Annotated in this window: 15 protein-coding genes and 2 tRNA genes; 12 read left to right on the top strand and 5 right to left on the bottom strand. The window is 65.2% G+C overall.

Features of this window, described 5'->3' with window-relative positions:
- Positions 1-58: 58 nt before the first annotated feature.
- Entirely contained in the window at positions 59-4,267 is a 4,209-nt protein-coding gene (locus GNK13_RS15960; RefSeq protein ID WP_164103556.1) for a hypothetical protein, read from the top strand.
- A gap of 74 nt (positions 4,268-4,341) precedes the next feature.
- The gene (locus tag GNK13_RS15955; RefSeq protein WP_164103555.1) at positions 4,342-5,178 is read left to right on the top strand and encodes a hypothetical protein; all 837 of its coding nucleotides are present in this window, start codon (positions 4,342-4,344) and stop codon (positions 5,176-5,178) included.
- Between the two features lie 209 nt (positions 5,179-5,387).
- Here the strand turns inward: GNK13_RS15955 and GNK13_RS15950 are convergent, their stop codons facing one another.
- On the bottom strand, positions 5,388-5,774 hold the full coding sequence (locus GNK13_RS15950; RefSeq protein ID WP_164103554.1) for a DNA polymerase ligase N-terminal domain-containing protein: 387 nt from the start codon (positions 5,772-5,774) through the stop codon (positions 5,388-5,390).
- 9 nt (positions 5,775-5,783) lie between these two features.
- On the bottom strand, positions 5,784-8,885 hold the full coding sequence (locus tag GNK13_RS15945) for a COG1470 family protein (RefSeq protein WP_164103553.1): 3,102 nt from the start codon (positions 8,883-8,885) through the stop codon (positions 5,784-5,786).
- Between the two features lie 433 nt (positions 8,886-9,318).
- Between GNK13_RS15945 and GNK13_RS15940 the strand changes: the two genes are divergently transcribed.
- From GNK13_RS15940 to GNK13_RS15915, 6 genes are all read left to right on the top strand, one after another.
- Positions 9,319-11,358 carry a hypothetical protein gene (locus GNK13_RS15940; RefSeq protein WP_164103552.1) on the top strand — a complete coding sequence of 680 codons (2,040 nt, stop codon included), beginning with the start codon at positions 9,319-9,321 and terminating at the stop codon, positions 11,356-11,358.
- Between the two features lie 339 nt (positions 11,359-11,697).
- Positions 11,698-12,177 (top strand): hypothetical protein, encoded by a 480-nt coding sequence (locus tag GNK13_RS15935; protein ID WP_164103551.1) that lies wholly within the window; start codon positions 11,698-11,700, stop codon positions 12,175-12,177.
- 72 nt (positions 12,178-12,249) lie between these two features.
- Positions 12,250-12,334 (top strand) — tRNA-Leu (locus GNK13_RS15930).
- 274 nt (positions 12,335-12,608) lie between these two features.
- A complete protein-coding gene (locus GNK13_RS15925) occupies positions 12,609-13,838 on the top strand; it encodes a HEAT repeat domain-containing protein (RefSeq protein ID WP_164103550.1) in 1,230 nt (409 codons plus the stop codon).
- A gap of 301 nt (positions 13,839-14,139) precedes the next feature.
- Entirely contained in the window at positions 14,140-15,003 is an 864-nt protein-coding gene (locus GNK13_RS15920; protein ID WP_164103549.1) for a polysaccharide deacetylase family protein, read from the top strand.
- A 168-nt stretch (positions 15,004-15,171) separates the two neighbouring features.
- Complete coding sequence (locus GNK13_RS15915) at positions 15,172-16,356, top strand: glycosyltransferase (RefSeq protein ID WP_235935252.1); 1,185 nt, start codon at positions 15,172-15,174, stop codon at positions 16,354-16,356.
- Here GNK13_RS15915 and GNK13_RS15910 read toward each other — a convergent pair.
- Together GNK13_RS15910 and GNK13_RS15905 are read right to left on the bottom strand one after the other, a co-directional pair.
- Positions 16,292-16,606, bottom strand: coding sequence for a Dabb family protein (locus GNK13_RS15910; RefSeq protein WP_164103548.1), 315 nt, complete (start codon positions 16,604-16,606; stop codon positions 16,292-16,294). The two genes, GNK13_RS15915 and GNK13_RS15910, sit on opposite strands and share 65 nt — an antisense overlap.
- 212 nt (positions 16,607-16,818) lie before the next feature.
- Positions 16,819-17,247 carry an FHA domain-containing protein gene (locus GNK13_RS15905; protein ID WP_164103547.1) on the bottom strand — a complete coding sequence of 143 codons (429 nt, stop codon included), beginning with the start codon at positions 17,245-17,247 and terminating at the stop codon, positions 16,819-16,821.
- 131 nt (positions 17,248-17,378) lie between these two features.
- Here GNK13_RS15905 and GNK13_RS15900 point away from each other — a divergent pair, with 131 nt between their 5' ends.
- Positions 17,379-17,963: a hypothetical protein gene (locus tag GNK13_RS15900; protein WP_164103546.1), complete on the top strand. Its 585-nt coding sequence runs from the start codon at positions 17,379-17,381 to the stop codon at positions 17,961-17,963.
- A 21-nt stretch (positions 17,964-17,984) separates the two neighbouring features.
- Here GNK13_RS15900 and GNK13_RS15895 read toward each other — a convergent pair whose 3' ends face one another.
- Complete coding sequence (locus GNK13_RS15895) at positions 17,985-19,343, bottom strand: hypothetical protein (protein ID WP_164103545.1); 1,359 nt, start codon at positions 19,341-19,343, stop codon at positions 17,985-17,987.
- Positions 19,344-19,722: 379 nt separating this feature from the next.
- On the opposite strand from GNK13_RS15895, the gene GNK13_RS15890 reads away from it, so the two are divergent.
- The 3 genes from GNK13_RS15890 to GNK13_RS15880 all read left to right on the top strand — a co-directional run bounded on the left by GNK13_RS15890 (position 19,723) and on the right by GNK13_RS15880 (position 22,533).
- Positions 19,723-19,796, top strand: a tRNA-Arg gene (locus tag GNK13_RS15890).
- A 123-nt stretch (positions 19,797-19,919) separates the two neighbouring features.
- Positions 19,920-21,221, top strand: coding sequence for a tyrosine-type recombinase/integrase (locus GNK13_RS15885; RefSeq protein WP_164103544.1), 1,302 nt, complete (start codon positions 19,920-19,922; stop codon positions 21,219-21,221).
- 172 nt (positions 21,222-21,393) lie between these two features.
- On the top strand, positions 21,394-22,533 hold the full coding sequence (locus tag GNK13_RS15880; RefSeq protein ID WP_164103543.1) for a hypothetical protein: 1,140 nt from the start codon (positions 21,394-21,396) through the stop codon (positions 22,531-22,533).
- The last annotated feature ends 31 nt before the right edge of the window (positions 22,534-22,564 follow it).

The following is a 22,564-nucleotide window of genomic DNA, read 5'->3' as shown; positions in this document are numbered from 1 at the left end:
TTGTTTACTTTTTTCACTCGATTTGCGTGAAAATCCAATGGCCGGACACGGACGTCCGATGCCGAAAGACGAGCACGCGAAGCGGGTCGACCGGTTCCGGTCGGCGCTGCTCGGGAGCGTCGCGTTTTTCGTCTGGATCTGCGGTGGATTTTTCGCCGCCGACGCCTCGCGGGCAGCCGAAGGGGCACCCGCCACCGTTGAGAGCCTCGCCGCCGACAAAGGCCTCGCCGCCGACAAAGGCCTCGCCGCCGATGGGGCTGAGGGAGTCGAGCTGGCACTCCGCGTCCGCTTGATCTGCGACACGCCGCTCGAGATCGAAGGGGAATTGCTCGCTTCGCAAGGCAACTTCGAGACTCCCGAAAACCTTTCGATGGATGCGGGGACGACCGGCGGTTTTTGGCTCCGCCCGGACCGCCAATCGGTCCGCGTCCAGCCCCGCGGCGCGTCGGACCGCCTCGGCTTTGAGACGCGTTTTGTGGGCAGCGCAAGCGATGTGCTGCGGCTGAGGCTGCGGCTCCGCGATGCGGCGGCTGCGCCCGCTCCCGGAGCGCCCGGGGAACAGACGGCGAACGTCGCTCTGCCGATCGAAGATCTAATCGATGGTTCTTACGACCAAGTCATCGCCGGGGGCGTTCGGCTGTGGGTCACGCGGGCTCCGGGCGATTCGCTCCACGTCCGCCTCGGCTCCTCCGGAAATCTAGTCTTTTCAGCCTCGGAAGAGGTCCCCTTGGGGGTCACGCTCAACGCGGTGACCGTGCCCGACTCGCGTCCCCTCGAGCTGCAGATGAAACTGCTTCGCGATGGCGACAAAGGCCGCGCGCCACTCTGGCAGCGAACGGTGAGGATCGATGCCGAAGATGCCGAGTCGCTGGCCGCGGCGGCGGTTGCGGTGAAGCTCGACGCCGGAAGTCTCAAGCTACCCGAGCGCGAGGGGGTCTATACGCTGCACACGCGGTTGGTCCCGAGCGGCGGCGGAAGTCTCGTCGATCGGCTGGCTCGTCCGGAGATTTTTAACCCCGGAGCTTTTGCCGCGGGTCCCTTTGCTGGCAGCGCATTCGCAGCCGAAGCCTTCGCCGAGCGTGCGGTGCAGTTCGTCGTCCTCGAGCCCTTGCCGCCGCCAGTCGACCCGACGCCGATGCGGGAGATCGCTCGGCTGCGTCCGCTCGACCGCAATTGGCTCGGCGTCGGAGCGACCAATGCCGAATCGGGGAAACCGCTGGCGCCAGAGAGTTACGCGGGCCGCGAGGTCGCCGCGCTCGCTCCCGGCGACTGGATGGTCCAGCCGATTCCGGTCGACCAGCTCGGTAAACCGCACGTCGTCGTCGTCCGCTATCCGGCCGACCAGCCCGTGAAAATCGGGATCAGCATCCGCGAACCCAACGCAGCCGGCAAATCCTCGGCCCTGGGGGTCGACGGCGGTGTGGTGCACGAGCCCGACGTGGCCGCTTTCGATTTCACTGGCGAGCAGCCCCGGACGCTTCCCACCCCGACGGCGCCTGCGGGCATCTCGCCTCCAGCGGAGCTGGCCTCGGGGACTCCACTGAATCGCGTCTCGGGCTCCGCCGCTCCGCTGCCGAGCGGCGGAGCTGGTACGGCCGCCACTGCCGCTGGCAGCCGTGCGTTGTGGGGCGAGCACCGCGTGGTGTTCTGGCCCCGCTACCACCAGCCGGTCGTAATCATCCACAACCCCGACCCGCAGCGAAGCGTGCGGATCGAGTCGATTGCGGTCGAAGCGGGTCCCGATCGAATGGCTGGAGGGCGATTGGCTGGCGGAACCGCACCCGGGGCGCAAGGTCGACTGGCCGCGATTTATTTGGACAAGCCCTTGATGACCGACGTCTTCGGTTGTCAGGGAGCCGTCGACGCCGACGGAGCGGTCGTCCTGCAGGACTGGAATACGTTCTTGCAAGCCGGCCATCGGTTGGTCGACTACGTTCAGGCGAGCGGCGGCAATGCGGCGGTGATGACGGTGATCGGAGAAGGAGGAGCGCTCTACCCGACGAGCGTTTTCGCTGCCACGCCTCGCTACGACACAGGGACGTTCTTTTCGGATGGCCGCGATCCGCTTCGCAAGGACGTGCTGGAGTTGATGCTGCGGCTGTTCCAGCGTTCGGGATTGCGGCTCGTCGCCGGCGTCGAGCTGGCTACACCGCTGCCTCGGCTGGAAGCGGCCCTGGAGCACCCCGAAACGGCGGTCGGGCTTCAGTGGACCGACGCGTTGGGGCGTCAGTACGTCGAGCGTCGTCCGCCGCGGCACGGTCTGGCTCCCTATTACAACGTGCTCGATCCGCGGACCGAGGCGCAGGTCTCGGCGGTCGTCCAGGAGCTCCGCAACCGGTACGGGCACCACCGCTCCTTCGCCGGGCTCGGCCTGCATCTGGGCCCCCAAACTTACCTGCAACTGCCGTCGCCGGCCTGGGGGCGCGATCTCCGCACGCTCGAGCGGCTGCGCAGCGACTGGTCCCGCGGCGACACTCCCAATCCGCCTCCCTCGGGCGCCGCCATTCACGCTTGGCTCGATGGCGAGGCGGCCGAGTGGTTCTCGGTTTGGCGGCAACGGCAGCTGAGCGGACTGTATGAACGGCTAGCCTCGGAGACCGGCGGCCGACCGCTCGTGCTGCTGACCGCCGACATGCTGCCGCAGCCCGGCGGCGGGGCGCCGAGCGGTGTCGACGCGGCCGCTTGCGGCCTCGACTGGCAGGACCTCGCAGCCCGCCCCGGGATCGTTCCCGTGCGGTTGCTTCGCGAGCAGCTACTGGTCGAGCCGGCGCGGCGGGTCGACGACGCAAAATTGTTCGAAGACCTCGGCTGGGACCACCTCCTCTCGCAAGCCAGCGGCGCTGCCGGCAGCATGCTGTTCCGTCCCCCCACCGAGCAACTCGTGTCCGTTTCCGCCACCGCGGTTCCCTGGCAACGCAATGGAGAGCCGCTGCGGCTGTTCACCCAGGCGGTGCCTGGAGGCGAGGCCTATCGGCTGCGGTTGGCCCGGATGCTCGACAGCCTCGACCCGCAGCTGATCGCCGTCGGCGGCTGGGCTCCCTCGCGGGGGCAGGAAGCGATGGGACGGTCGTTCATGGCAGCCTTCGCGGCCCTTCCCGAAGCCCCGTTTCAGTCGGTCCCCACCGAGGATGCCGCGGCCAGCTCGGTGCGGGTGAGGCAGTACCGCGACGAGAACGGCTTGTACATCTATGCCGTGAACACCGCTCCCTGGCGGATGCGGGTGCAGATCGCCACCGACGCGGCCGCCGGGACCGAAGTCCGCTTGCTCGGTGACGCCCCGCAGACGTGGACGATCGGCCAACGCTTTGCCCAGGTCCAGCGAGGAACGGCGCCTTCGGGATTGAGCACGACCTGGGCCGGTGAGCTCGGTCCTGGCGAGTTGGTCGCCCTGCACGTCCGCGGTCCAGCTCGAGGCGTAGCGGCGTGGAGCGGCGTGCCGCTGGCGGCGGATCGCGTCGCCGCGGAACTCGCTTCGCAAGTCGAAGAGCTGTCGGCGCGGATCTCGATCCTCGGCCGCCCCCGATCCTACCCGGCGCTCCAGAACGGCAGTTTTGAGACCGGCAGCGAAGAGCGGATCGAGGGTTGGCTGCGGGCCCAGCACCCGCCCGATTGCGTTCGCTTTGATGCCGACGCGGCGGACGGACGACGGGCGATCGTGCTCCGCAACGAACCGCGTCCGGGAGCTCGCACGTGGCTGCTGAGCGACCCGATCACCACTCCCCCAACCGGCCGCATCGCCGTCTCGCTACGGGCCCGCAGTCTCTCCGGAGCCCCTCGAATTCGCCTCGCCTTCGAGGGCCGGATCCGCGACACCGCCTTGCGACGGAGCCTCGAAGTCACGGTTCCCGCCGGGGGAGCCTGGCCGGACGAACCCCTCTGGCTGATGGTTCCCGACCTTCCGGCGAGCGAGGTCGAGGAGCTGCGGGTGGCGATCGATTTGATTTCCGCCGGCGAAATCGCTATCGACGAGGTGCGGCTCTATGATTTTTACTTGACCGAACGGGAACGCAGCGAACTGCAGCGGCAAATGTTTGTCGCAGTCGAGCGGATGCGGCGGGGCGATTTTACCGCGGCCGCCCGTTTGCTCGACTCGCACTGGGCAAAGTATCTACGATGGTTGCGGATGCCCGCAGCCGGTGGATCCGCCCCGTCACCGGCCGCGCCGCCAGCGGGGGGATCGAACCTCCATCCTGCGTCCTCCGAAGAACCTCCTCCCGGTGTCGCCCGGCGTCTGCGGGAATGGTTGCCCGAGCCGTTACGTTTTTGACAAACGACCGGACAAGACGTTGTAGAACGGATTGTTGTTGTCTGCGGATCCTTGAGCACAGCGAGGCCGACGGAATGAGCGAATTGAACCAAAGCGACACTGAGGTCGCTCAAGCCTCGAAGCCTCGCAAAAGAAGAAGGCTTCGCCGCTTGCTGGGCTGCGCCGCATTGTCGCTCATCGGAGTCGGCGCAGCGTTAGGATTTTCCGCTCAGTGGGCGCTCCGCAAAACTCGGGAAGTTCCTGATTTCTACCTCCAGGCGGCTCGGCGGATGCCGACCGACGTGATCGAAGCCAGCCGCGAGCTGGAACACGAAGTCGAGATCCTGACCACCCAGGTGGGCCAACTCGGGGGCTGGGAAGCCACGTTCACCGAAGCCCAGATCAATGCCTGGCTCGTCCACCAGCTGCCGCAGGAGTTCTCCAAAGTCCTCCCGGCCGGGGTCGAGGAGCCACGAGTCGTGATCCAAGACGATAAAATTTTGGCCGCCGCACGGTACAAGGACAGCCGCATCGAAACGGTCGTCTCGTTCGAGCTGGCCATCCAGCTGACGGCCGAGCCCAACGTGCTGGCGCTCGAAGTCCGCCAGCTGAAGGCCGGCGCGCTCCCTCTTCCGCTGGGCCGGTTCGTCGACAATATCACTCGCCGCGCCGCCCGCGACGAGTTGGAAATTCGCTGGGACCAGAACGACGCTGGCCACCCGATCGCCCTGGTCACCGTTCCCAGCATCCATCCGAGCTACGTGCGGACGCCGGTGATCGTCGAGTCGGTCTCGCTCAGCGAAGGCCGGATCACGATGGCGGGCCACACCGGCCCCCAAGCCCGCGTCGTCTTTCAGCCCCGCGGACCGGTCTACAAACTGGCCTCGCACCGCATCTCCCGCTCGAGCGAAGGCCGCTCGGTGCAGAACTGAAGTGAGCCGACGGCGCTAGCCGCGGGTTCCGTCGCTTTCACGGAATGTGAGCCGACGGCGCTAGCCGCGGGTTCCGTCGCGCTGGCGAACGGTATGAACGTGTGATTGAACGTCGCTGCAGCGTAACGCTTCCCTGCGGCGCCAACCGGACTGGGCCCGAGGCTAGCGCCTTCGGCTCAAAAGACAGGTAAAAGTCGCTCGCTTTGGCACTACCGTCCGGCGGCCGATTCGTTTTCCTCCAGCCAGACTTCTCCGCCGGCGAACACGATTCGCCCCTGCAGTTCGGGCGACTCGATTTCGAATGCGATGAGCGCGTTTTCGCCTTGCTCGACTCCTTGAGCGAGCGGACCGCGGCAGGTGCCTCGCGCCACGCGACGGACGCTACCGCGATTTTCCGAGACCGGGCCTTCGTAGTCGAGGTAGGCGATTCGGTGTGGCGGCAGAGGCGTCGCCACGACTGCGGGGCCGCCGAGCGTCGGCAACTGGTCGACCGCCCAGGTCCGCAGTTGCCCCTCGACTTCGAACATCAAATCGAAGTGGGAACGCCGCCCGTAGCTGGCGGGAACTTCGTGGCGCAGGAAGACGAACCGAGGCATCTGCGAATTCTACTGGGGATCGACTCGCGTTTCCTCGCGAGCGCTGACCGGCGTCGGTTGGCGGCGGCTGTACGCTTCGACCTGGACGACCCCGGTCTGCGGACTGCTGCTTTCCAACACCAAGGTGTACTCGACCGTTTCCCCGGCCCGCAACTCGCTGATCTCGCTCAGATAGAAATAGCCTCCCGCTTCCCGCTGGAGCGCCTCACCCGGCGTCACCGTCTGGCGAATGCTCCGCAAACGAAGCTGGCCGGAGAGGGCGAAGCGAATTTGGACTTCGGAGTCGGGCAGGGGGGTCGGGTTGGTCAGCCGAATCGTGTAGCGAATCGGTTGCCCGACCACGACCGGATCGTCGCTGTCAAACACGTTCAGCTGAAGCTGCCCCGGCACCACCGCGCCATTGCCCCCCGCACCCGTTCCGGGCGCACCCGTTCCCGGCGTACCCGTTCCCGGCGCACCCGTTCCGGGGGCCGCAGGTCCGGGAGTGGGGCGTGCGTCGCGGGGATCGGTTTGCAGCGGCGGAGCGTTCAATCCGCCGCCAGTACCGGGTGCACCAGTGCTGGGTGCACCCGTGCTGGGTGCACCAGTACCGGGGGCGGGGCCGCCGGTGCTGGGGCCGCTGGGGATCGTCGGAGCGGGGATGCCGACCGGTGGCGGAGCGACCGGTGGCGGAGTTTGCGGCTGTGGGACGGCCGGGAGGACGCGGAAGTCGAAGCTGCCCTCGCTGCTCGCCCCTTCGGCGACTTGGACGGTGAGCACTTGATCGGCCGGACCGGTCGGGCCCAGGACGCGGTACAGTCCTTCGAGAAAGATGCGTTGTCCGGGGTCGACCTGGGCCAGCCGCCACTTGATCTGGTACTGGCCGAGCGCTGCGGCGTCGAACCCTTCGGTTGCCGAGAGCAATTCGAGCTGCGGAGTGAAGGTCGCAGTGACTTCGACGTTGGTCAGCGGTACGCGTCCGGGGTTTTGGACGAAGTAGCGGAACAGGGCTTCCTCGCCCACGCGGACTTCCGGACGTCCGGCGATCTCGGCGATTACTGCGGGCGTCACGGGAACCGGGTTGGTAGCCGTCACACAGGCTCGGGCATCGGCCCGCTGGGCTCCCGAGGCGGTGACGGTGACGTTGACGCATCGTTCGCCTGGTTCGAAGACGTTGAAGTCGGTCGCCACCGACCAGGTCGCTCCGGGTGCAAGCGGTCCGTCATCCTTATCCTTGAAGACGGTCGGCGAGCCTTCCTGGACGTGGTTCATGCCGCCGTCGCCACTGACTTGCAACCGCACATCGCTCAGCGGCTGGGAGCCGATGTTGGTCACGTCGATCAGGAACTGGGTATCCTCGCCGACCGTGATCCGCTCGCGTCCCTCGGCGACGGCGACCGACAGTTCGAGGCTGGGGACGAAGACATCGACGCGGACCTCCGCGGTGGCGAACAGCTCGCTCGTCACGTCCCGTGCTTGGAACTCCATCCGGAACGGGTTCCGCGAGGTCACGGTGAGGTTGATGTCCCCCTGAACCCCTGGCGGGATTCCCTCTTCGTAGGTCCAGACGATTTGGTTGCCCGACTGGTAGTAGTCGAAATCGCTGCCGACGAGCCGCACGCCCTCGGGCAGCAGCGTGCTGACCTGGACCTTGCCGGTCGGCAGATCGCCTGGGTTGGAGACGTTGGCGTAGATCGTCACTGGCTCGTCGAACGAAGCGACCGAAGGGGCACCGGCGCGCAGCTCCAGCCGCGGGGCGCTCCAGGTCACCAGCGTTTGGCCGCTGCCGAGGGTCAGCTCCGGGACGTCGGTATCGGTTCCGGCTGGCCGAATGACTTCCATCGCAATCGTCGCCGTGCCGCTGGTGCCGGGCACCGGCTGGAGCGTCGCCACCGCATTGCCGCTGTCGTCGACAATCGCTTCCATGGTCGGTGCACCGCTCGGAGCGAAGCCGGCCAGTTCGGGCGTCAGGATCGTGTAGCGGACTTTCCAGCCGACCGCCGGAATCGTTCCTTCACTGCGGGTCACGCGCGTGGTGAGGGCGACGGGCTGTCCGGCCCGAGCGATCTGCGGAGCGGGGAACTGCCACCGCGCGTCGACCCAGTAGATCGTGGTCGTCGCCCGCCGCTGGTCCCAACAATCGCTCTCGGGGGCTAGCGCCGTGATGCGGCTGACCCCTTCGCTCGGGCTGCTGATCGTGGCCCAGGCTTGGCCCGGTTCGAGCGGCACATCGTCGTTGGTCCGCCGCGTCCCGCGGGTGATCAGCGCCGGCTTGGTCCGCGTCACTCCGCGGGCAAACGAACCGCTGACCTTATCGACTTCGCGCTTGTTCGCCATCCGCTGCAGCAACGAGGCATCGTCCGGTGCGATCTCGATAAAGTGCCCGACGCTGTCCGGAGTCAACATCCACTCGATCGGTTCGCCGGTCACGAGATAGCCATCGTTCCCGCAGACTCCCGAGAGCAGCACGACTTCGCCACCGACCGGAGCCACCACGCGATTCGGCGACAGCAATAGCCGACCCCGCCGACCTTTGCGGGGCAGGTGGATGAAGTCTTTCACATGGCAGTGCTCGCCAATCATCACCGCAGGAGGCCCCGTGGCGCAGTCGTCCGACAACGGCGCTCCGGGAACGCACTGCGGCGGCTGTCCAGGAGTGCCCGGGGCCTGCCCTTGCAAACAGGGAGGCGGGGGAGGCGGATCGCTAAACGCGGGCTCCGGCAAAACTCCGTGCAGGCACGACAAGCAACCGCCCGGACGCCCCAGACACGACCGGCAGCTGATCCCGCTCAGGCAACCATCGGGACCGCACAGCGAGGGATGGACCAGCGTCGTCGAAGCGGCTCCGGGAGCGAACAAGCAGTTGCCCGTCGGATCGATCGCCGGCAACCGCAGCTCGGCACAGCCGCCCAATGGTCCCAGGCCAGATAATCCCAGTCCAGCGACAACCAGGCTCAGCAGCACCGTGCGGAGGAGCCCCGCCGCTCGGGCCTTCAGGGGCGTGGCACCGGATTTAGGGGCACCGGATTTAGGGGCACCGGCCGATTGCGTCACGGCGGTGCGGGCGAGCCGCACTGGGAGCAGATGACTCAGCACAGGCGCGGCGACGGCTTGAGGATGGTGGATGTGCATGATCGGGAGTTTGGCTTCATCTGCGGTGCGGAATCCCGATGGTGGGGTCCGGGTAAGATTTGCCCGCCGAACCCTAGCACGCTCCCAGCTAAGATGAGGTAAAAAGGCAGCACAAAACGTTTACAAAAGACAACGCAACTGGCTGATCCGTTCCACTTAGAGCGACCGTAGCGACTGCGCTGGCTGAGGCGAGCCGACAAACTTTGCGGCTCGCGGGCACGCTCCTTGCAAGGGGCGTGGGCCGGAGGTGCTTGCCGGCTGCCTAGCCTAGAACTGCGGCGTCCCCTCCCTTTCGCCCCCATGACGACGTGAAGGAAACAACTCGATGAGGCGATTCTCCCTCTCCCCGAGGTCCCATTCCCCCCGAATCAGTTCCACTCGACCCCGCTCCTCCCGCTTCCGCCTAGCCGCCTGGTTTTCGGTCGCCGCAGCCTTGTCGCTCGCCGCCGCCCCCGACAGCGAGGCCCAGATTCCGCAGAGCCAGCGCGCGGCTCTGGCTTCGCGGATCGACGCGGCTCGCCAAAATCTCGACCCGGCTCGGATCCCCGATGTGGGCGCAGCGCGGGAGGAGCTCCAACAGGCTTACGAGCAGGTGCTCGCTCACCTCGACGCGACCGCGAGTCCGGAGACACGGGAGGGGTGGCTGGAGTACCTCGGCTACGACGCGCTGGCCGATGCGATCGAGCGCGACGCGGCGGTGGCCGAGCAGGGACAGCTGGCACAGCGAATCTACTGGCGCCTGGTCCGCAACCAATCGGGGCTCGAGCGCCAGCCGCTGGTCGAATTCCGCGAAGCGCTCGACCGGTTCATCAGCGCCGCGCTGTTCCAGGACGCCGAGCGAACCGTTCGCACCGTCTCCGGCCAACTGGGGCAGGTCGCCGAATTGCTGCGGGAGACCGAAGGGCCGCTGACGGCCGAGCATACCGCTCGGATCAACCGCGTCCTTGAGTTTGCCGCTGCAAGTCGTCTGGCCCCCGAACTGGTCGACCAGTTGCGAGCGACGATTGGCAACAACAATGCGCGCGTGCTGGTCGGACGCGAGCTGATCACCGAGATTGTCAACCGGCCGGTCAACCGCCAAACGCCGAGCGACGAATGCATTCTCGGAGTCCGCATCATCGGCCAAGCTCACTTGAACGGGGCGGTCGTGGCCGATTTGATCCCCAGCGAAGGGACGGCGGCAATCCGGCTGACGATGGCCGCTCGGTTCGACAACTACGGAACCGGCTATGCTTCTCCGGTGCGGCTCAAGACGCACGGGTTTGGCAACGTCAGCGCTTCGCGAGTGCTGCACTTGGGCGATGCTGGAGTCATCGCCGAACCGGTGCTCACCTGTGCAAATCTCGATTCGCGGATTCTCGGCATCGAGCACCACTTGCGGCTGGTCCGCAGGATCGCCGCCCGCCGCGCGGCCGAGCAAAAGGACGAAGCGAATCGGATCGCCGAGACGAAGCTCGAAGCCCGCGTCTCCCGGGAGTTCGCTCAGGAGACCGATGAGCAGATCGCGGGCGGCAACTTGCTCCCCGAAGAACAAGCTGGCCCCGTCTTCCGCCGACTCGATCTGTCCCGGCCCACGCGCCACTGGAGTTCGTCGTCGGAGTACTTGCAGCTCGGGCTGCGAATCCGGGCTCAGGACCAGACGAGCACCGCGGTCGCTCCTCCTGCACCTCCGGTCGGACACGACCTGGTCGTCCAACTCCAGGAGTCGGCGATCGACAACCCAGCGTCCGAACTGCTCGCCGGTCGGGCGGTGACCGATGTGGAGTTGGCCGGTTTCATCACGAGCATTTTCCCCGGTTTCAGCCCTGACCTGCTCAACCCCCGCGACGAAGCGGACGAGACCGACGAAGCGGACGAGACCGGCGAAGCCGAAGCTGCGGCCGACGAAGCTCAGGAGCCATCGCTGCTCGAAGCGGTGGAGGCGGCCCGCGATGTCGCCGAAGCGGCTCGCGAAGCGGCCGAGACGCTCACCGCCGATCCGCTGACGATCCACTTCGCTCCCCTCCGGCCGGTGGTCTTCGAAGCTCGCGAGAACACCCTCCGCCTCGGAATCCGCGGCACCCGCTTCGAACAGGGAGATCAGGTGCTCGAGCAAGCGATGGAAATCACCGCTCTCTACCGCCCCACCCGCTCGGCCGAGGGCTACGTGACGCTCCAGCGCGAAGGGGACGTGCAAGTGAATTTCCCGGGCGGCAGCGAGCGACGCTTGGGGATCACGCAAATCGCTCTCCGCCGCGCCGTGATCGACAAGCTGGCCGAAGCGTTCCCCCCGCGACTCCTGCATCAGCCGCTGACGTTGCCCGGTGCGGGTCCCGGCCCGACGGGACCAGCGGGCCAGTCGGTTTCGGCAGCCCAGCCCGCCCGCGAGCCGCTTCGCGCGACCCGCATCAGCTCGGGCGACGGCTGGCTGACGGTTGCTTTCGACTCGACCGACGCGCCGCTCCCCGCTCCCCGGATGCTCGCCGCCGACTGAACCCGGCAGATCAGCCCTCCTCCTCACTCACCCTCCCCCCGGGCACTGGTCTCTACGCAAGTCGCACGACCTATCATCACCCTCCCCCCGGGAGGGTCGAGCGTCAGCGCGGGGAGGGAGAGCAATCCCGAACGATAGCCCCACGCGAAGCTCACCGTTGCAGAAACCCTCCCCGCTCGTTCCTCGCGACCCTCCCGGGGGGAGGGTGACGCATGCGGCGTGGCGGATGCTCGCTTTTGCGGTACAGTACGCCTGGGGACGCCGCGTTTGCAGCGCGCGTCCCTCTGGCGTCGATTGGTCACGGATTCCCGGACGAGTACCGCAGGAGTTGAGAGCAAGATGGACGGTCGTTGGGTCGAAGTCGAATTTGATTGCCTGCCGCTCCGCTCGGTGGGGCGGCTCGACATTCCAGTCGATGCTTCACCGCGGTTCGCCGAGTTTGTGCTCCGCGTCAAGCAGGCGATCGAGCGCCACGGGACGCACAACACCTATTACTTGCACGCCGCCCATTGCACTTATCATCTGACGAACGACCCCGAGCTCGGCCGGTTGCGACTGGATTTCGAGGGCACGGTCTTGACCGACGCGGCAGACCGGGAAGTCCGCAGCATGGATTTGCAGGTCACGCTGAAGGAAGAGACGTGTGATTGGTTGACCGAGCCGATCGTGCGTTGGTTCAGCGAAACGGTCAGCCGAGCGGTCGGTGTCGAGTTCAATCGCTACATCGCCGCGGGCGATCTGACGCGAGCCGAGGAGCGGCTGAAGCAACTGCAGGCACAAACCGAACAATCGGGCGGTTTTTTGGGAATGTATCTCTAGATTTTGGCAATCCGCGCTCCTGCCGTTGACGCCGGGCACGGATTTAGTAGCCTTTAGCCCACCTGAAGTGCCGCGGCTGTGGCGGAACTGGCAGACGCGCTAGGTTGAGGGCCTAGTGGGAGATAATCCCGTGGAGGTTCGAGTCCTCTCAGCCGCACTTCAAAAGTTTTCGCCAAAGCCCTCCGCGAACCGTGACCGGTTTGCGGAGGGCTTTTTGCGTTTCTAGCCCGCCCCGTTTTTCTTTTCCTACCGCCATGCGTGCGGGGTAGAATGGGAGGGTCCGCTGTCGGATGGTGATCGGCCACCATCGCCCATGCAACCCATCAGCCGCCACGTGCTAGCCCGAATTATTCATCAGCCGCCGGGCGCTAGCCCGGATTATTCATCAGCCGCCGGGCGCTAGCCCCCGGTTCTCAGGAGATCTCGTGTCCGTGTTCCGTTTTCGCGCCTCCCCGTCGCTGTGCAGCTTGCTCGTCTCGGCGTTGGCCGTCGCCCTGCCGGCACCGAGCGTCGCCGCGGAAGCGACGGCGGCGCTTCGCCACGGCGGCTCGCTGAGCGGAGAGATTGCCGAGTACCGAAACGAGCAGGTCCGCGGACAACTGATCCGCGTCGGCCCCGGCCTGATGCTGGCCCTGCCGGAGGTCGAATTTCGCAAGATCGACGACGATCAGGAGGTGCTGGCCGAGTACCGACGGAGAGCCGACGCGGTCGCCGAAACGGCTGAAGCCCACTGGGAACTCTCCCGCTGGTGCAATGCGCAGCGGTTGTACGCTCAGAAGCACCGTCATCTCCGTTACGTGCTCGAGCTCGATCCGGACCATGGCCCGGCCCGCCAGGAGCTGGACTACGAACCGACGGCCGATGGCTGGGTCAAACGCACCGCGCTGCGACGCGAACGGGGGATGCTCCGGGACGGTGGCGAGTGGCGGTTCGCCGAAGAAGTCTCGATGCTCCGCACCGAAAAAGATAACGAGCTCGCCCGCAAGAACTGGATTCGCGAGCTCGCTCGACTTCGTACCCAAGTCCTTCGCGGCGGGCACCGTGGAGCCGAAGCGCTGCAGGAACTGCAAGCGATCAATGATCCGCTCGCCGACACGGCCATCGCCCGCGAACTTCTTTCGGGTAAGCCCTCCGGTCTCTTCCGCCGCGAGATGTGGATCGAGATCCTGGCTCGACTCCGAACTCCGACCGCCGTCGAAGCGTTGACGCAAACCGCCATGAACGACGCCTCGCCGACGATTCGCGATCTCTGCTTCGAGCATCTGCGGGAATATGGCCGGTACCGCGCGATCGGCTACTTCATCAGCAAGCTCGACAGCAAAGACAACCGCGTCGTGCGTCGCGCCGGCCGCGCACTGATCGAGCTGAACGATCCCGAAATCGCGCTCCAACTGGTCGACGCACTCAAGACCAAGCACCGCGAAGTGATCGCCCCTCGCAACGATACCAACGTCGCCATGACGCCCAACGGAGGCGGTGGCATGCAGATGGGTGGTAAGCCCAAAGTGATCGACCGCTACCTCAACAACCCGGAAGTGCTCACGGCGCTCCTGGAAATCGTTCCCGAGGGAGTCAACTACCAGTACGACCAGGACGCCTGGCGCGTCTACTTCGCCAACCGCCTCGCCCCCAGCCCCGGCGACCTCCGCAGAGATCCGTAAGAGAGAGGCTGTAGGGAGCAGGTTTCAGGTTGCAGGGAGCAGGGGGGTTGGCCACGGAAGGACACGGAACAGCACGGAAGGTGGGCGGTGCTCGGGTTCAAGGCATCTGAGATTTGAAGTTTGATCTCAGATTCCACATCCCCCTCCGCGCATCAATTGGTTTGATTCGTGTCATTCGTGGTTGTTTCCCTCGCCAGATCCGCCTCGCTTCTCGCTTCTCCTATTTGCCTGGCCGCGATTCGCGACGCACGTTTAACGGACGGAGATTTGTTCCGATTCGGCGCGAAAAGCGAGCGTTGCGGTGAGCCCCCTCAAGACGATCCTGCGGTCCGCGCGAAGCCGAGTCACTCAAGTGCTCGGCCCACGGCGACTCGCCCGCCTTGCCGCTGCGGGCGATGCTCCCATTCCGGTCCTGTTTTACCACCGGGTCGCCGACACACACCCCAACGATTGGACGATCTCCTCCCGCGACTTTGAGCGGCAGATCGACTTTCTCCGCCACTCGTTCGAGGTCATCGGTCTGGACGAGGTCCAGCGACGGGTTCGTGAGCGTGACAGTCGCCGCCCGGCGGTGGCGATCACCTTCGACGACGGCTATGCGGAGAACTGCGACTTCGCCCTGCCGCTGCTCCTCCGCCACGGGCTTCCCTGCACCTACTTCGTCGCGCTCGACCACATCGAGAGCGGTCGGCCTTTCCCCCACGACGCTGCCGCCGGAATCCCGCTGCCGATCAACACCGCCGCGGAACTCCGTGACTTGGCCAACGCAGGAATCGAAATCGGCCTCCACACCCGCAGCCATATCGACTTTTCCCAGCCGCATGGTCCGGCCGAGATCGAACGGGAAATCACCACGGCCACGCCCGAGCTGAGCGCGATCCTCGGCCGCCCGGTGCGTCATTTCGCGTTTCCTTATGGACTTCCACAGCAGCTCGGCAAAGCCGCAATTCGCGCCGTCGCTGCCGCGGGGTTGGACGGCTTTTGCAGCGCCTTTGGAGCGTACAACGTTCCCGGCCGTGACGCCTTTCACATCCGCCGCGTGCACGGAGATCCCGATTTTGCTCGCTTTCGGAACTGGGTGCAGTTCGATCGGCGAAAACTCCGCCACGAGCCAACAATCCATTACGACCTGCCCCGACAACATCCATCAGCCGCCACGCGCTAGCGTCCGGTTCTCCCAGCATCCATCAGCCACCACGCGCTAGCGTCCGGTTCCCTAAAACTCGCCCGGGGAAAACCTTCCGTGCTCCGCCCCCAGATCGTTTGGCCTCGCTACGCTCCCATTCCGCGCAATCGGCGGGGGCCGCTTCACGCGATGTTTGTGATCACCAGCATGCCAGTCGGTGGCGCCGAAACGCTGCTCGTGAATCTGATCGCTGGCTTTGATCCGCGCCGGATCCAAGCCGAGATCGTGTGCCTCAAAGAGCCGGGGCCGCTGGGGGAGACCGTCGCCGAGCGGTGGCCGCTCCACAGTGGGCTGCTGGGTTCTAAGCACGACCTGCGTGTGCTGCCGCGGCTCATTCGGCTGTTTCGCTCTCGCGAAGCCGATGCGGTCGTCACCGTGGGGGCCGGAGACAAAATGTTTTGGGGCCGGTTGGCGGCTTGGCTCGCAGGCGTGCCTGCGATCCTCAGCGCCCTGCACTCGACTGGCTGGCCCGATGGGGTTGGGCGGCTCAATCGCACTCTCACTCCGCTCACCGACGGGTTCATCGCCGTCGCCGACCACCACGCCGAGCACCTCCGGGAGCGAGAGCGGTTTCCCGCCGCGCGGGTGCACACGATCCGCAACGGCATCGACACTGAGCGGTTCGCTCCCCAAACCGCGCTCCGTCAGCAGATTCGCCAGGAGCTAGAAATTCCGGAGACCGCTCCGGTGATCGGGATCGTGGCGGCGCTCCGCCCGGAAAAGAATCACGAGATGTTCGTGCGAGTCGCTCGCCGCGTCGTTGACAGCCGACCCGATGCCCAGTTCCTCATCGTCGGCGATGGTCCCCAGCGTCCCCACATCGAACGGGCTCGCGACGAAGCCGGGCTAGCCGCTCACGTTCGCCTGCTCGGCACGCGTCACGACACTCCCGCCCTGCTCGCCGCGATGGACGCCTTTCTCCTCTGCTCGCACAACGAAGCAAGCCCGGTGTCGATCCTCGAAGCGCTCGCCTCGGGCGTCCCGGTGATCGCCACCCGCGTGGGCAGCGTCGGCGAGTCGGTCGTCGAGGACGAATCGGGCTACCTTGTCGATGGCGACGATGATGCCACGATGGCCCAACGGGTCCTGGAGCTGATCGGCGAGCGCGAGCTCGGTCAACGGCTGGGGCAAACCGGTCGCCGCTTGGTGATCGAGACCGGCTCGCTGACCTCGATGGTCGAAGGCTACTCGCAGCTGATCGAAGCGATCTACGACGACCGAGTCCTGCGGCGCACCGCCGCGGCCAGCGCCTCGCCCGCCGCGGTGGCTACTCGCACAAGTCGCTATCGAAGATCCGAGCCTGAGCCCAATTCGCCCGCTGTTCCTCGATGAATTCCAGGTGCCGCGGGTGCACTTGGTAGGCGTCGTGCGCTGCCCGGTCACGGAAGACGACATGCAAGGAGACGTCGAACTCCTGGTCGTTGACTTCGCGAACGAGCTCGGGATTGCGGCGTCCCACGGCGAAGTGGACCACGCCGTCATGGCCATCGAGATATCGATTGCAAGCGGCGATCATCCCGTCCGCCGCAGCATCGCTCTTGTCGCGGAGCGTGAAAAACACATGGTGAGCCAATTGCGGCATCGGTCGGGCCTCCCTCGAGGGTGTGAAACAAGGAAGTGCGACAGGTTAAAAAACCTGACCCCTCGAAGGAATCCCCTACGGCTCCGCCATAGTCGCCCTTCGCTCCGCCATAGTCGCCTTTCGCTCCGCCATAGTCGCCTTTCGCTCCGCGAAAGTAGCGTTATTGCGCAACTTTCGCGGAGCGAAAGGCGACTCTCGAGCATAATATCCGCTTATTCCTGCGGCTCGGACGGCCCCAGGCTGCTGCGGTGGGTCAACCCTGCGCGGTCGAGCAGGCTCCGCCGCAGCACTTCTTCGATGTGATCATCATCGGGGGGCGGAGGCCCGAAGGCGCCGAGCAATTCCGGCTCGTACTTGACGATGTACTCGTGCTTGGCGATCGCCAGTTTGCAACCCGGGTCGAGTCGCTTGCGGATGATCTTGCGGTTGTCGACCTTCGTCCCGTTGCGGCTGTTCAAGTCGTTGACGAACCAGTAGCCCTGCTCGAGCGTCAAGCGGCAATGCTTGCTCGAAACATTCGCGAACTTCAGAGCGATGTCGCACGAGTCGCGACGCCCGACGAGCAAATGTTTCTTTAGCAACGGGATGTTGTCCCCACCCCCGGTGGGAACGAGTTCGCCGAACTCACCGGTTTCTGCCATTGACGCGGATCCGACCAAAAGGGAATTGGAGGAATAGAGGGGCCGAGCACCCACCACGATAAACCGCGAGAGTAAACTCCTGCTTTCGCCTGCTCCATTTTAGCATCAAAGTCGCACAAGGCTACAATCGAATGCAGTACCCCCTCGAATTGCGGTTCAAGCTGCTGACCTTCGGGCAACGGATCACCGCGACCGACAAGGCGGGCAACACGATCTTCTTCATCAAGCAGAAGATGTTCAAGCTGAAGGAGCAGGTCCAAGTCTTCGCCGACACCGAGCAGAAGAGGCTGCTGTTCCAGATCGCCGCCGACCGGGTCCTCGACTTCTCCGCCAGCTACCACTTCACCGATGCCGAAGGGAACGACTGGGGGTCGGTCCGTCGCCGGGGAATGCGCTCGCTTTGGTCGGCGCACTACGAAATCCTCGAAGACGGCAAGGTCGTGATGGCAATCACCGAGGAAAGCCCGATCAAGAAGATCATCGAAAGCCTGCTCGGCGAAATTCCGATCCTTGGGCTGCTTGCGGTCTACCTCTTGAACCCCAGCTACCGCGTCGTGGGCGTCGACAACCAGCCGCTGCTGCGACTGGTCAAACGGCCGGCGATCTTCGAAGGGGTCTACCAGGTCGAAAAGCTCGGCGAGCTTCCGCCGGACGAGGAACTCCGGTCGCTGCTGGCGATGATCATGCTCGTGCTGCTCGAACGCAAACGCGGCTAAACCTTGAGCCCGGCGAAGCGTTCAGCCGAAGCGATGCAAAAACGTATCGAGATGAGCCTGGGCGACGCGAGCCCGTCCGAGTTGGCCCGCCTTCTCGGCCGCTTCGACGAGGCTCGCCAGCCGCTGACGGTAACTCCCGAGCTCTTCCAGCCCTAGATCCCAACCGGCTCGATAGTGCGCTTCGTAAGCGTCGGCCGGCCGCCCCTGCTCGGTCGCCGTCAGGGCTACTGACCGCCAGTAGTCCGCCGCACGGCTGCGGAGCGTTCCTGCACTGGCCCCACCCGACTCGCCACCGGCGATCGCCTGCAGATAACCGTCGATCTCGTCCGGCTTCGGCGAGCCTGCGCCCGGTTTCTCCGCGATCTCGATCCGCCGCTGCGATTCGAGGACCTCGAGCCGCCAGAGGGAGAACTTCCCTTTCGCCGGGGGGAACCAGTGGGTGCGAAAGCGGATCGACTGATCGGCGAAGGCGAGCGCTACCGCGCCGCGGCGGTAGTACTCGGCGGCCTCCGCGACGTTTCCTTCGCGTTCCGCGGCCCACCCGGCGACGTCGAACGCCCACCCTAAGTCGCCTCGTTCGCGGCAGACGGCCGCAGCATGCTTGGCCGCTCCCTGCCAGTCCTGACTGAAGTCGAGCTCTCCGCCGATGCTGCGGCGAAGCTCGCTGCGTGAAGCTTCGTCGACCAGCGCCGTATCGAACAACCAACTGACGGCATCTGGCTCCCAGGGAATCCCTAGTTCAGCGGCAATCTCGGGCGTAAGCCACCGCCGCAGTCCGCTGTCGAGGGCTGCCAAAACCAGCTCACTCCGCAGCCCCACCTCGGAGACTCGATGCTCGAGAAGGATCTCCACCAGCTCGGGGAACGACGCGGAGCCGAGGGCCGTGCGGACTTCGCTCGGCAACCAATCGCTAGCCCAGCGAACGAGCGCCCCTTCGCCGTCGCCCGCCCGCCGCGGTTCGGCCGCGACGGCATGCGCATGGTTGCGGCCCGGCAGGCGATCGTGGAGCGAGTCGAACACGATCGCCTCGGCCAACGTTCTGCCCCAGGGAATCCAGTCGCCGCCGCCGTGATACCAGTGAATCACTTCGGCGATCGCGCTGTCGCTGCCGATCCGCAAGCACAACCAGTCCCCCTTGCGATTGCCGAGCACCGGCAAGCTGTCCGGCAGCATCAACGCGGGCCACAGTACCTCGGGATTCTCCGCGAGCAGGACTTCGGGAGAGACCGGTTGATTGAACTCGCCGCGGCCGGCCAACTGCCAACCGCCGCTGTCGAACCATTCGGCCAAGCAAGCATCGAAATGCAGGGCGTAACGCTCCTGCAGCTGGTGCGACCATGAGCGGCCGCCGCGGTTCGATGCGGCTTGGGTCGGTTTCAAGGGAGTTCGGGCATAGAGCGAAAGAATTGGAGCAGAAAAGGGGACAAGTCGGCCGTCCGCCGCGGCCTGCTCCTCCTTCCCCGGCGAGCCGGTCGGGATCGCGGCACCTGGAGCGAGGCAGGGGCAGACTAGCGAGATTCATCAATCTGCCGCAATGCCGCCCGCCCCCCGGGCTTCCCACCGCCTAGCCTTCCCGCCCCCAGGACCGCGAGGAACTCGCGACGCAGGTCGCCGAGCGTTTCTCAGTGTAGTCCACCCGGCCCGCAACCCCCCCCCTACCGGTGCCGGCGGAGCAGGAATCACGCCTGAAATCCGAAACGGCCCCTCCCACCATTGACCTTCGCCGCGAACTTGCAAAACTAAGGCGATCGAAGCACAAGCGCCCGTGGCACAACTGGATAGCGCATCGGCCTCCGAAGCCGAAGGTTACAGGTTCGAATCCTGTCGGGCGTACTGAGACAAAACCCAGTCGAATCGTTACTCAAATCGATACCGGGCACCGTGCCCGTGCGACGTTTTCCCGCTGATTAATCCGGTAGTAAATACCGGATTACCGGATTCGGGGAGAAACAGCACATGGCACGCACGAAAACCGGGACTCCACCCAGCTATCGACTGCACAAGCCCACCGGTCGCGCCGTCGTCACCATCGGCGACCGCGACATCTACATCGGCGAGTACGGCACCGAAGACTCGAGGCGCCAGTACGGCCTTCTTTTAGCCGGCGAAACCGCTCCCAAAGCCAAGCGGGATCCGGAGCCGAGCGAACAGGCGATCACCGTCGTCGAAGTCTTGGCCGCCTTCTGGAACCACGCCCAGAGCTACTACGTCAAGAACGGCGAGCCCACGAACGAGCTCGACGCCCTTCGGCTCGTCATCCGCGACGCACGGACGCTCTACGGTCGCGAGCCAGCCGAGTCGTTCGGCCCTAAGAAGCTAAAAGCGGTTCGCCAACTCTGGATCGACCGGGGCCAGGCTCGCCCGACCGTCAACAAGAACCAGCGACGGCTGACACGCATCTTCCGCTGGGCAGTGGCCGAGGAGCTCATCCCCGGCGCCGTGCTTCACTCCCTGACCGCAGTGCCCGGCCTCAAGAAGGGCCGCTGTGATCTGCCAGAGCCTCCGCCAATCCAGCCCGTGCCGCTGGAGGTGGTCGAACGAACGATCCCGCACCTACCGCCGGTGATCCAGGACATGATCCGCTTCCAGCTATTGACTGGCGCCCGCCCTGGCGAAGTCTGCACGCTCCGGCCAGGCGATGTCGACCGCTCGACCGACGTCTGGGAATACCGAGTGGAAGGGCACAAAACCGAGCACCATGGCCGGCAACGGATCGTCTACATCGGTCCCGAGGCCCAGGCTCTGCTGCGGCCGTACCTGCTGCGTGCCCCTGATCAGGTCTGCTTCTCGATGGCCGAAGCGGTCGAGCAGCGTCGGCAGGCTGCCAGCGAAGCGAGAAAGACTCCGCCGAGTTGCGGCAATCGCCGCGGCAAGCGATCCAACGCTGATCGCAAATCGACCGAGAGGCAGCGGACGCCGCAGGTGTGCTTCGACCCGAGTTCGTACCGCCACGCCATCCACCATGCCTGCGACGCCGCGTTCCAGGCTCCGGAGCCGCTGGGACAGCGAGAAGGGGAGAGCAGGGCGGCCCGCGGCCGGCGACTCCCCGAAGCCGAGCGAGAACAGCTGGACGAGTGGCAAAAGCAGCACCGTTGGCACCCGAACCAGCTGCGGCACACCCGCGGCACCGAGGTTCGGAAGCAGTTCGGCCTTGAAGCGGCGCAAGTTATACTCGGCCACGCTGCAGCCGATGTGACGCAGATCTACGCCGAGCGAGACGCTGAGAAAGCTCGCGAAGTCGCCCGCAGAATCGGCTGAAGCGCGACGTACTCGGTTCGCAGGCGACGGCCTGCGAACCCTTCTGGAATATCGCCGCACGACGGTGCGACGGTACGTGGGCGAGCGGATTGATCCCCGCGCGACGCGGCCGGCCGGATGCGCCTTTTCATCCAGCCGGCCGCGTCAGCCCGCTGCGAAAAAAGGCATCTCCATGGGTGACGACAAACCCGCATCGATAACATGGCGTGTCGTCGCGACTCGCAGATCCTACGAGTGCAATCGGGACCACGGCGCTGAGCTACTAAAGAGACTGCTGGAGGGCTCGCCGCTCTCCGCCGAAGGCGGAAAAGTGAGCAAAGAGCTCAGACTAAAAATGGACGATGACACACTGAAAGTCATCGATGAGCGAGGACGTACCAGGCTCAGATTCAGCGAAAGAGAATGGTCACCGATCTCCTTCGACGTTGCCCGAGAGCATCTAGTCGACGCGAAGCCCTGTGTTTCGCACCTCGAGTTCGACGAGCTCAACTGGAAGTGGAGGATTCGGTCAAGATTCTGCGACGCACACCCTAATGACGAAACCATCGAAGACGTTCTGGCGGATGAAGCCTACTGGTGGATCACCAGCGTCGATCGGGAAGCCCTGGTACCGGCCGAACTCAACTTCCACGTCGACCTGGGCGTTCCATGCACCGTACAGATATCGTGCGGAGAGCTCTGCGAATTCGACCCCCGGGACGACTGGGAATTCTTCGGGAGTGCACAGAACACGTTGGACGAGAAGGAGTATCTTTTTGCCGGCGAAGACGGCGTAATGGTCGTGACCGACGTGAGAGCGGGCGATTTTCCGACAGCCCGTGAGCTAACGATGAGTGAAGCACTCGGTCTCTCCGGACTGCAGGACGAGGGAAATCGCTCATGCAGCCATCCTGAGGAACCGCTAAGCCTAATCTCCATAGATGAAGAGACAGGCTCCCCTACCGCAGATGATGGCAAAGCGGGCGCGCTGAGCGAGAAGGCTCAGGTACAGCTCCCCGATTCAGAGCCTCAGGACTCTGAATCAGCATCAAATTCTTCAAACGACGAGCCAAACCACGCCGTTGCTGACATTGAGCATAGGGAGCCAGTACCCTCCGACCTCGTAAGACTGTCTGAGGCGGCAGGCATGGTCCAGAGAGAAAAACGGACGCTAGAACGTTGGCAGCAGAAGGATGACACATTTCCGCTACCCGTAATACAGGGAGGTGGCGGAAAACCCTCCTTCTGGAGCTGGGCGGAAATTCGCCCCTGTCTTGAGCGTCATGCGAATAGGTCGCTTCCTGAACGTTTTCCTAGTCATGGTGAGAAGTAGCGTTCCACCGCCGACACGAAAATGAGGCTCC

This window comes from Candidatus Laterigemmans baculatus (assembly GCF_010367455.1).
Classification (GTDB): domain Bacteria; phylum Planctomycetota; class Planctomycetia; order Pirellulales; family Pirellulaceae; genus Laterigemmans; species Laterigemmans baculatus.
Note: the sequence above shows the minus strand (reverse complement) of the source record. Positions and strands in the feature narration are given on the sequence as shown.

Bases quoted from the DNA above. Each gene is read 5' to 3' on its own strand.
- GNK13_RS15885 (WP_164103544.1), top strand. From the start codon at position 19,920: ATGGCACGCACGAAAACCGGGACTCCACCCAGCTATCGACTGCACAAG.
- GNK13_RS15955 (WP_164103555.1), top strand. From the start codon at position 4,342: ATGAGCGAATTGAACCAAAGCGACACTGAGGTCGCTCAAGCCTCGAAG.
- GNK13_RS15905 (WP_164103547.1), bottom strand. From the start codon at position 17,247: ATGGCAGAAACCGGTGAGTTCGGCGAACTCGTTCCCACCGGGGGTGGG.
- GNK13_RS15880 (WP_164103543.1), top strand. From the start codon at position 21,394: ATGGGTGACGACAAACCCGCATCGATAACATGGCGTGTCGTCGCGACT.
- GNK13_RS15915 (WP_235935252.1), top strand. From the start codon at position 15,172: ATGCCAGTCGGTGGCGCCGAAACGCTGCTCGTGAATCTGATCGCTGGC.
- GNK13_RS15910 (WP_164103548.1), bottom strand. From the start codon at position 16,606: ATGCCGCAATTGGCTCACCATGTGTTTTTCACGCTCCGCGACAAGAGC.
- GNK13_RS15900 (WP_164103546.1), top strand. From the start codon at position 17,379: ATGCAGTACCCCCTCGAATTGCGGTTCAAGCTGCTGACCTTCGGGCAA.
- GNK13_RS15960 (WP_164103556.1), top strand. From the start codon at position 59: ATGCCGAAAGACGAGCACGCGAAGCGGGTCGACCGGTTCCGGTCGGCG.
- GNK13_RS15950 (WP_164103554.1), bottom strand. From the start codon at position 5,774: ATGCCTCGGTTCGTCTTCCTGCGCCACGAAGTTCCCGCCAGCTACGGG.
- GNK13_RS15935 (WP_164103551.1), top strand. From the start codon at position 11,698: ATGGACGGTCGTTGGGTCGAAGTCGAATTTGATTGCCTGCCGCTCCGC.
- GNK13_RS15945 (WP_164103553.1), bottom strand. From the start codon at position 8,885: ATGCACATCCACCATCCTCAAGCCGTCGCCGCGCCTGTGCTGAGTCAT.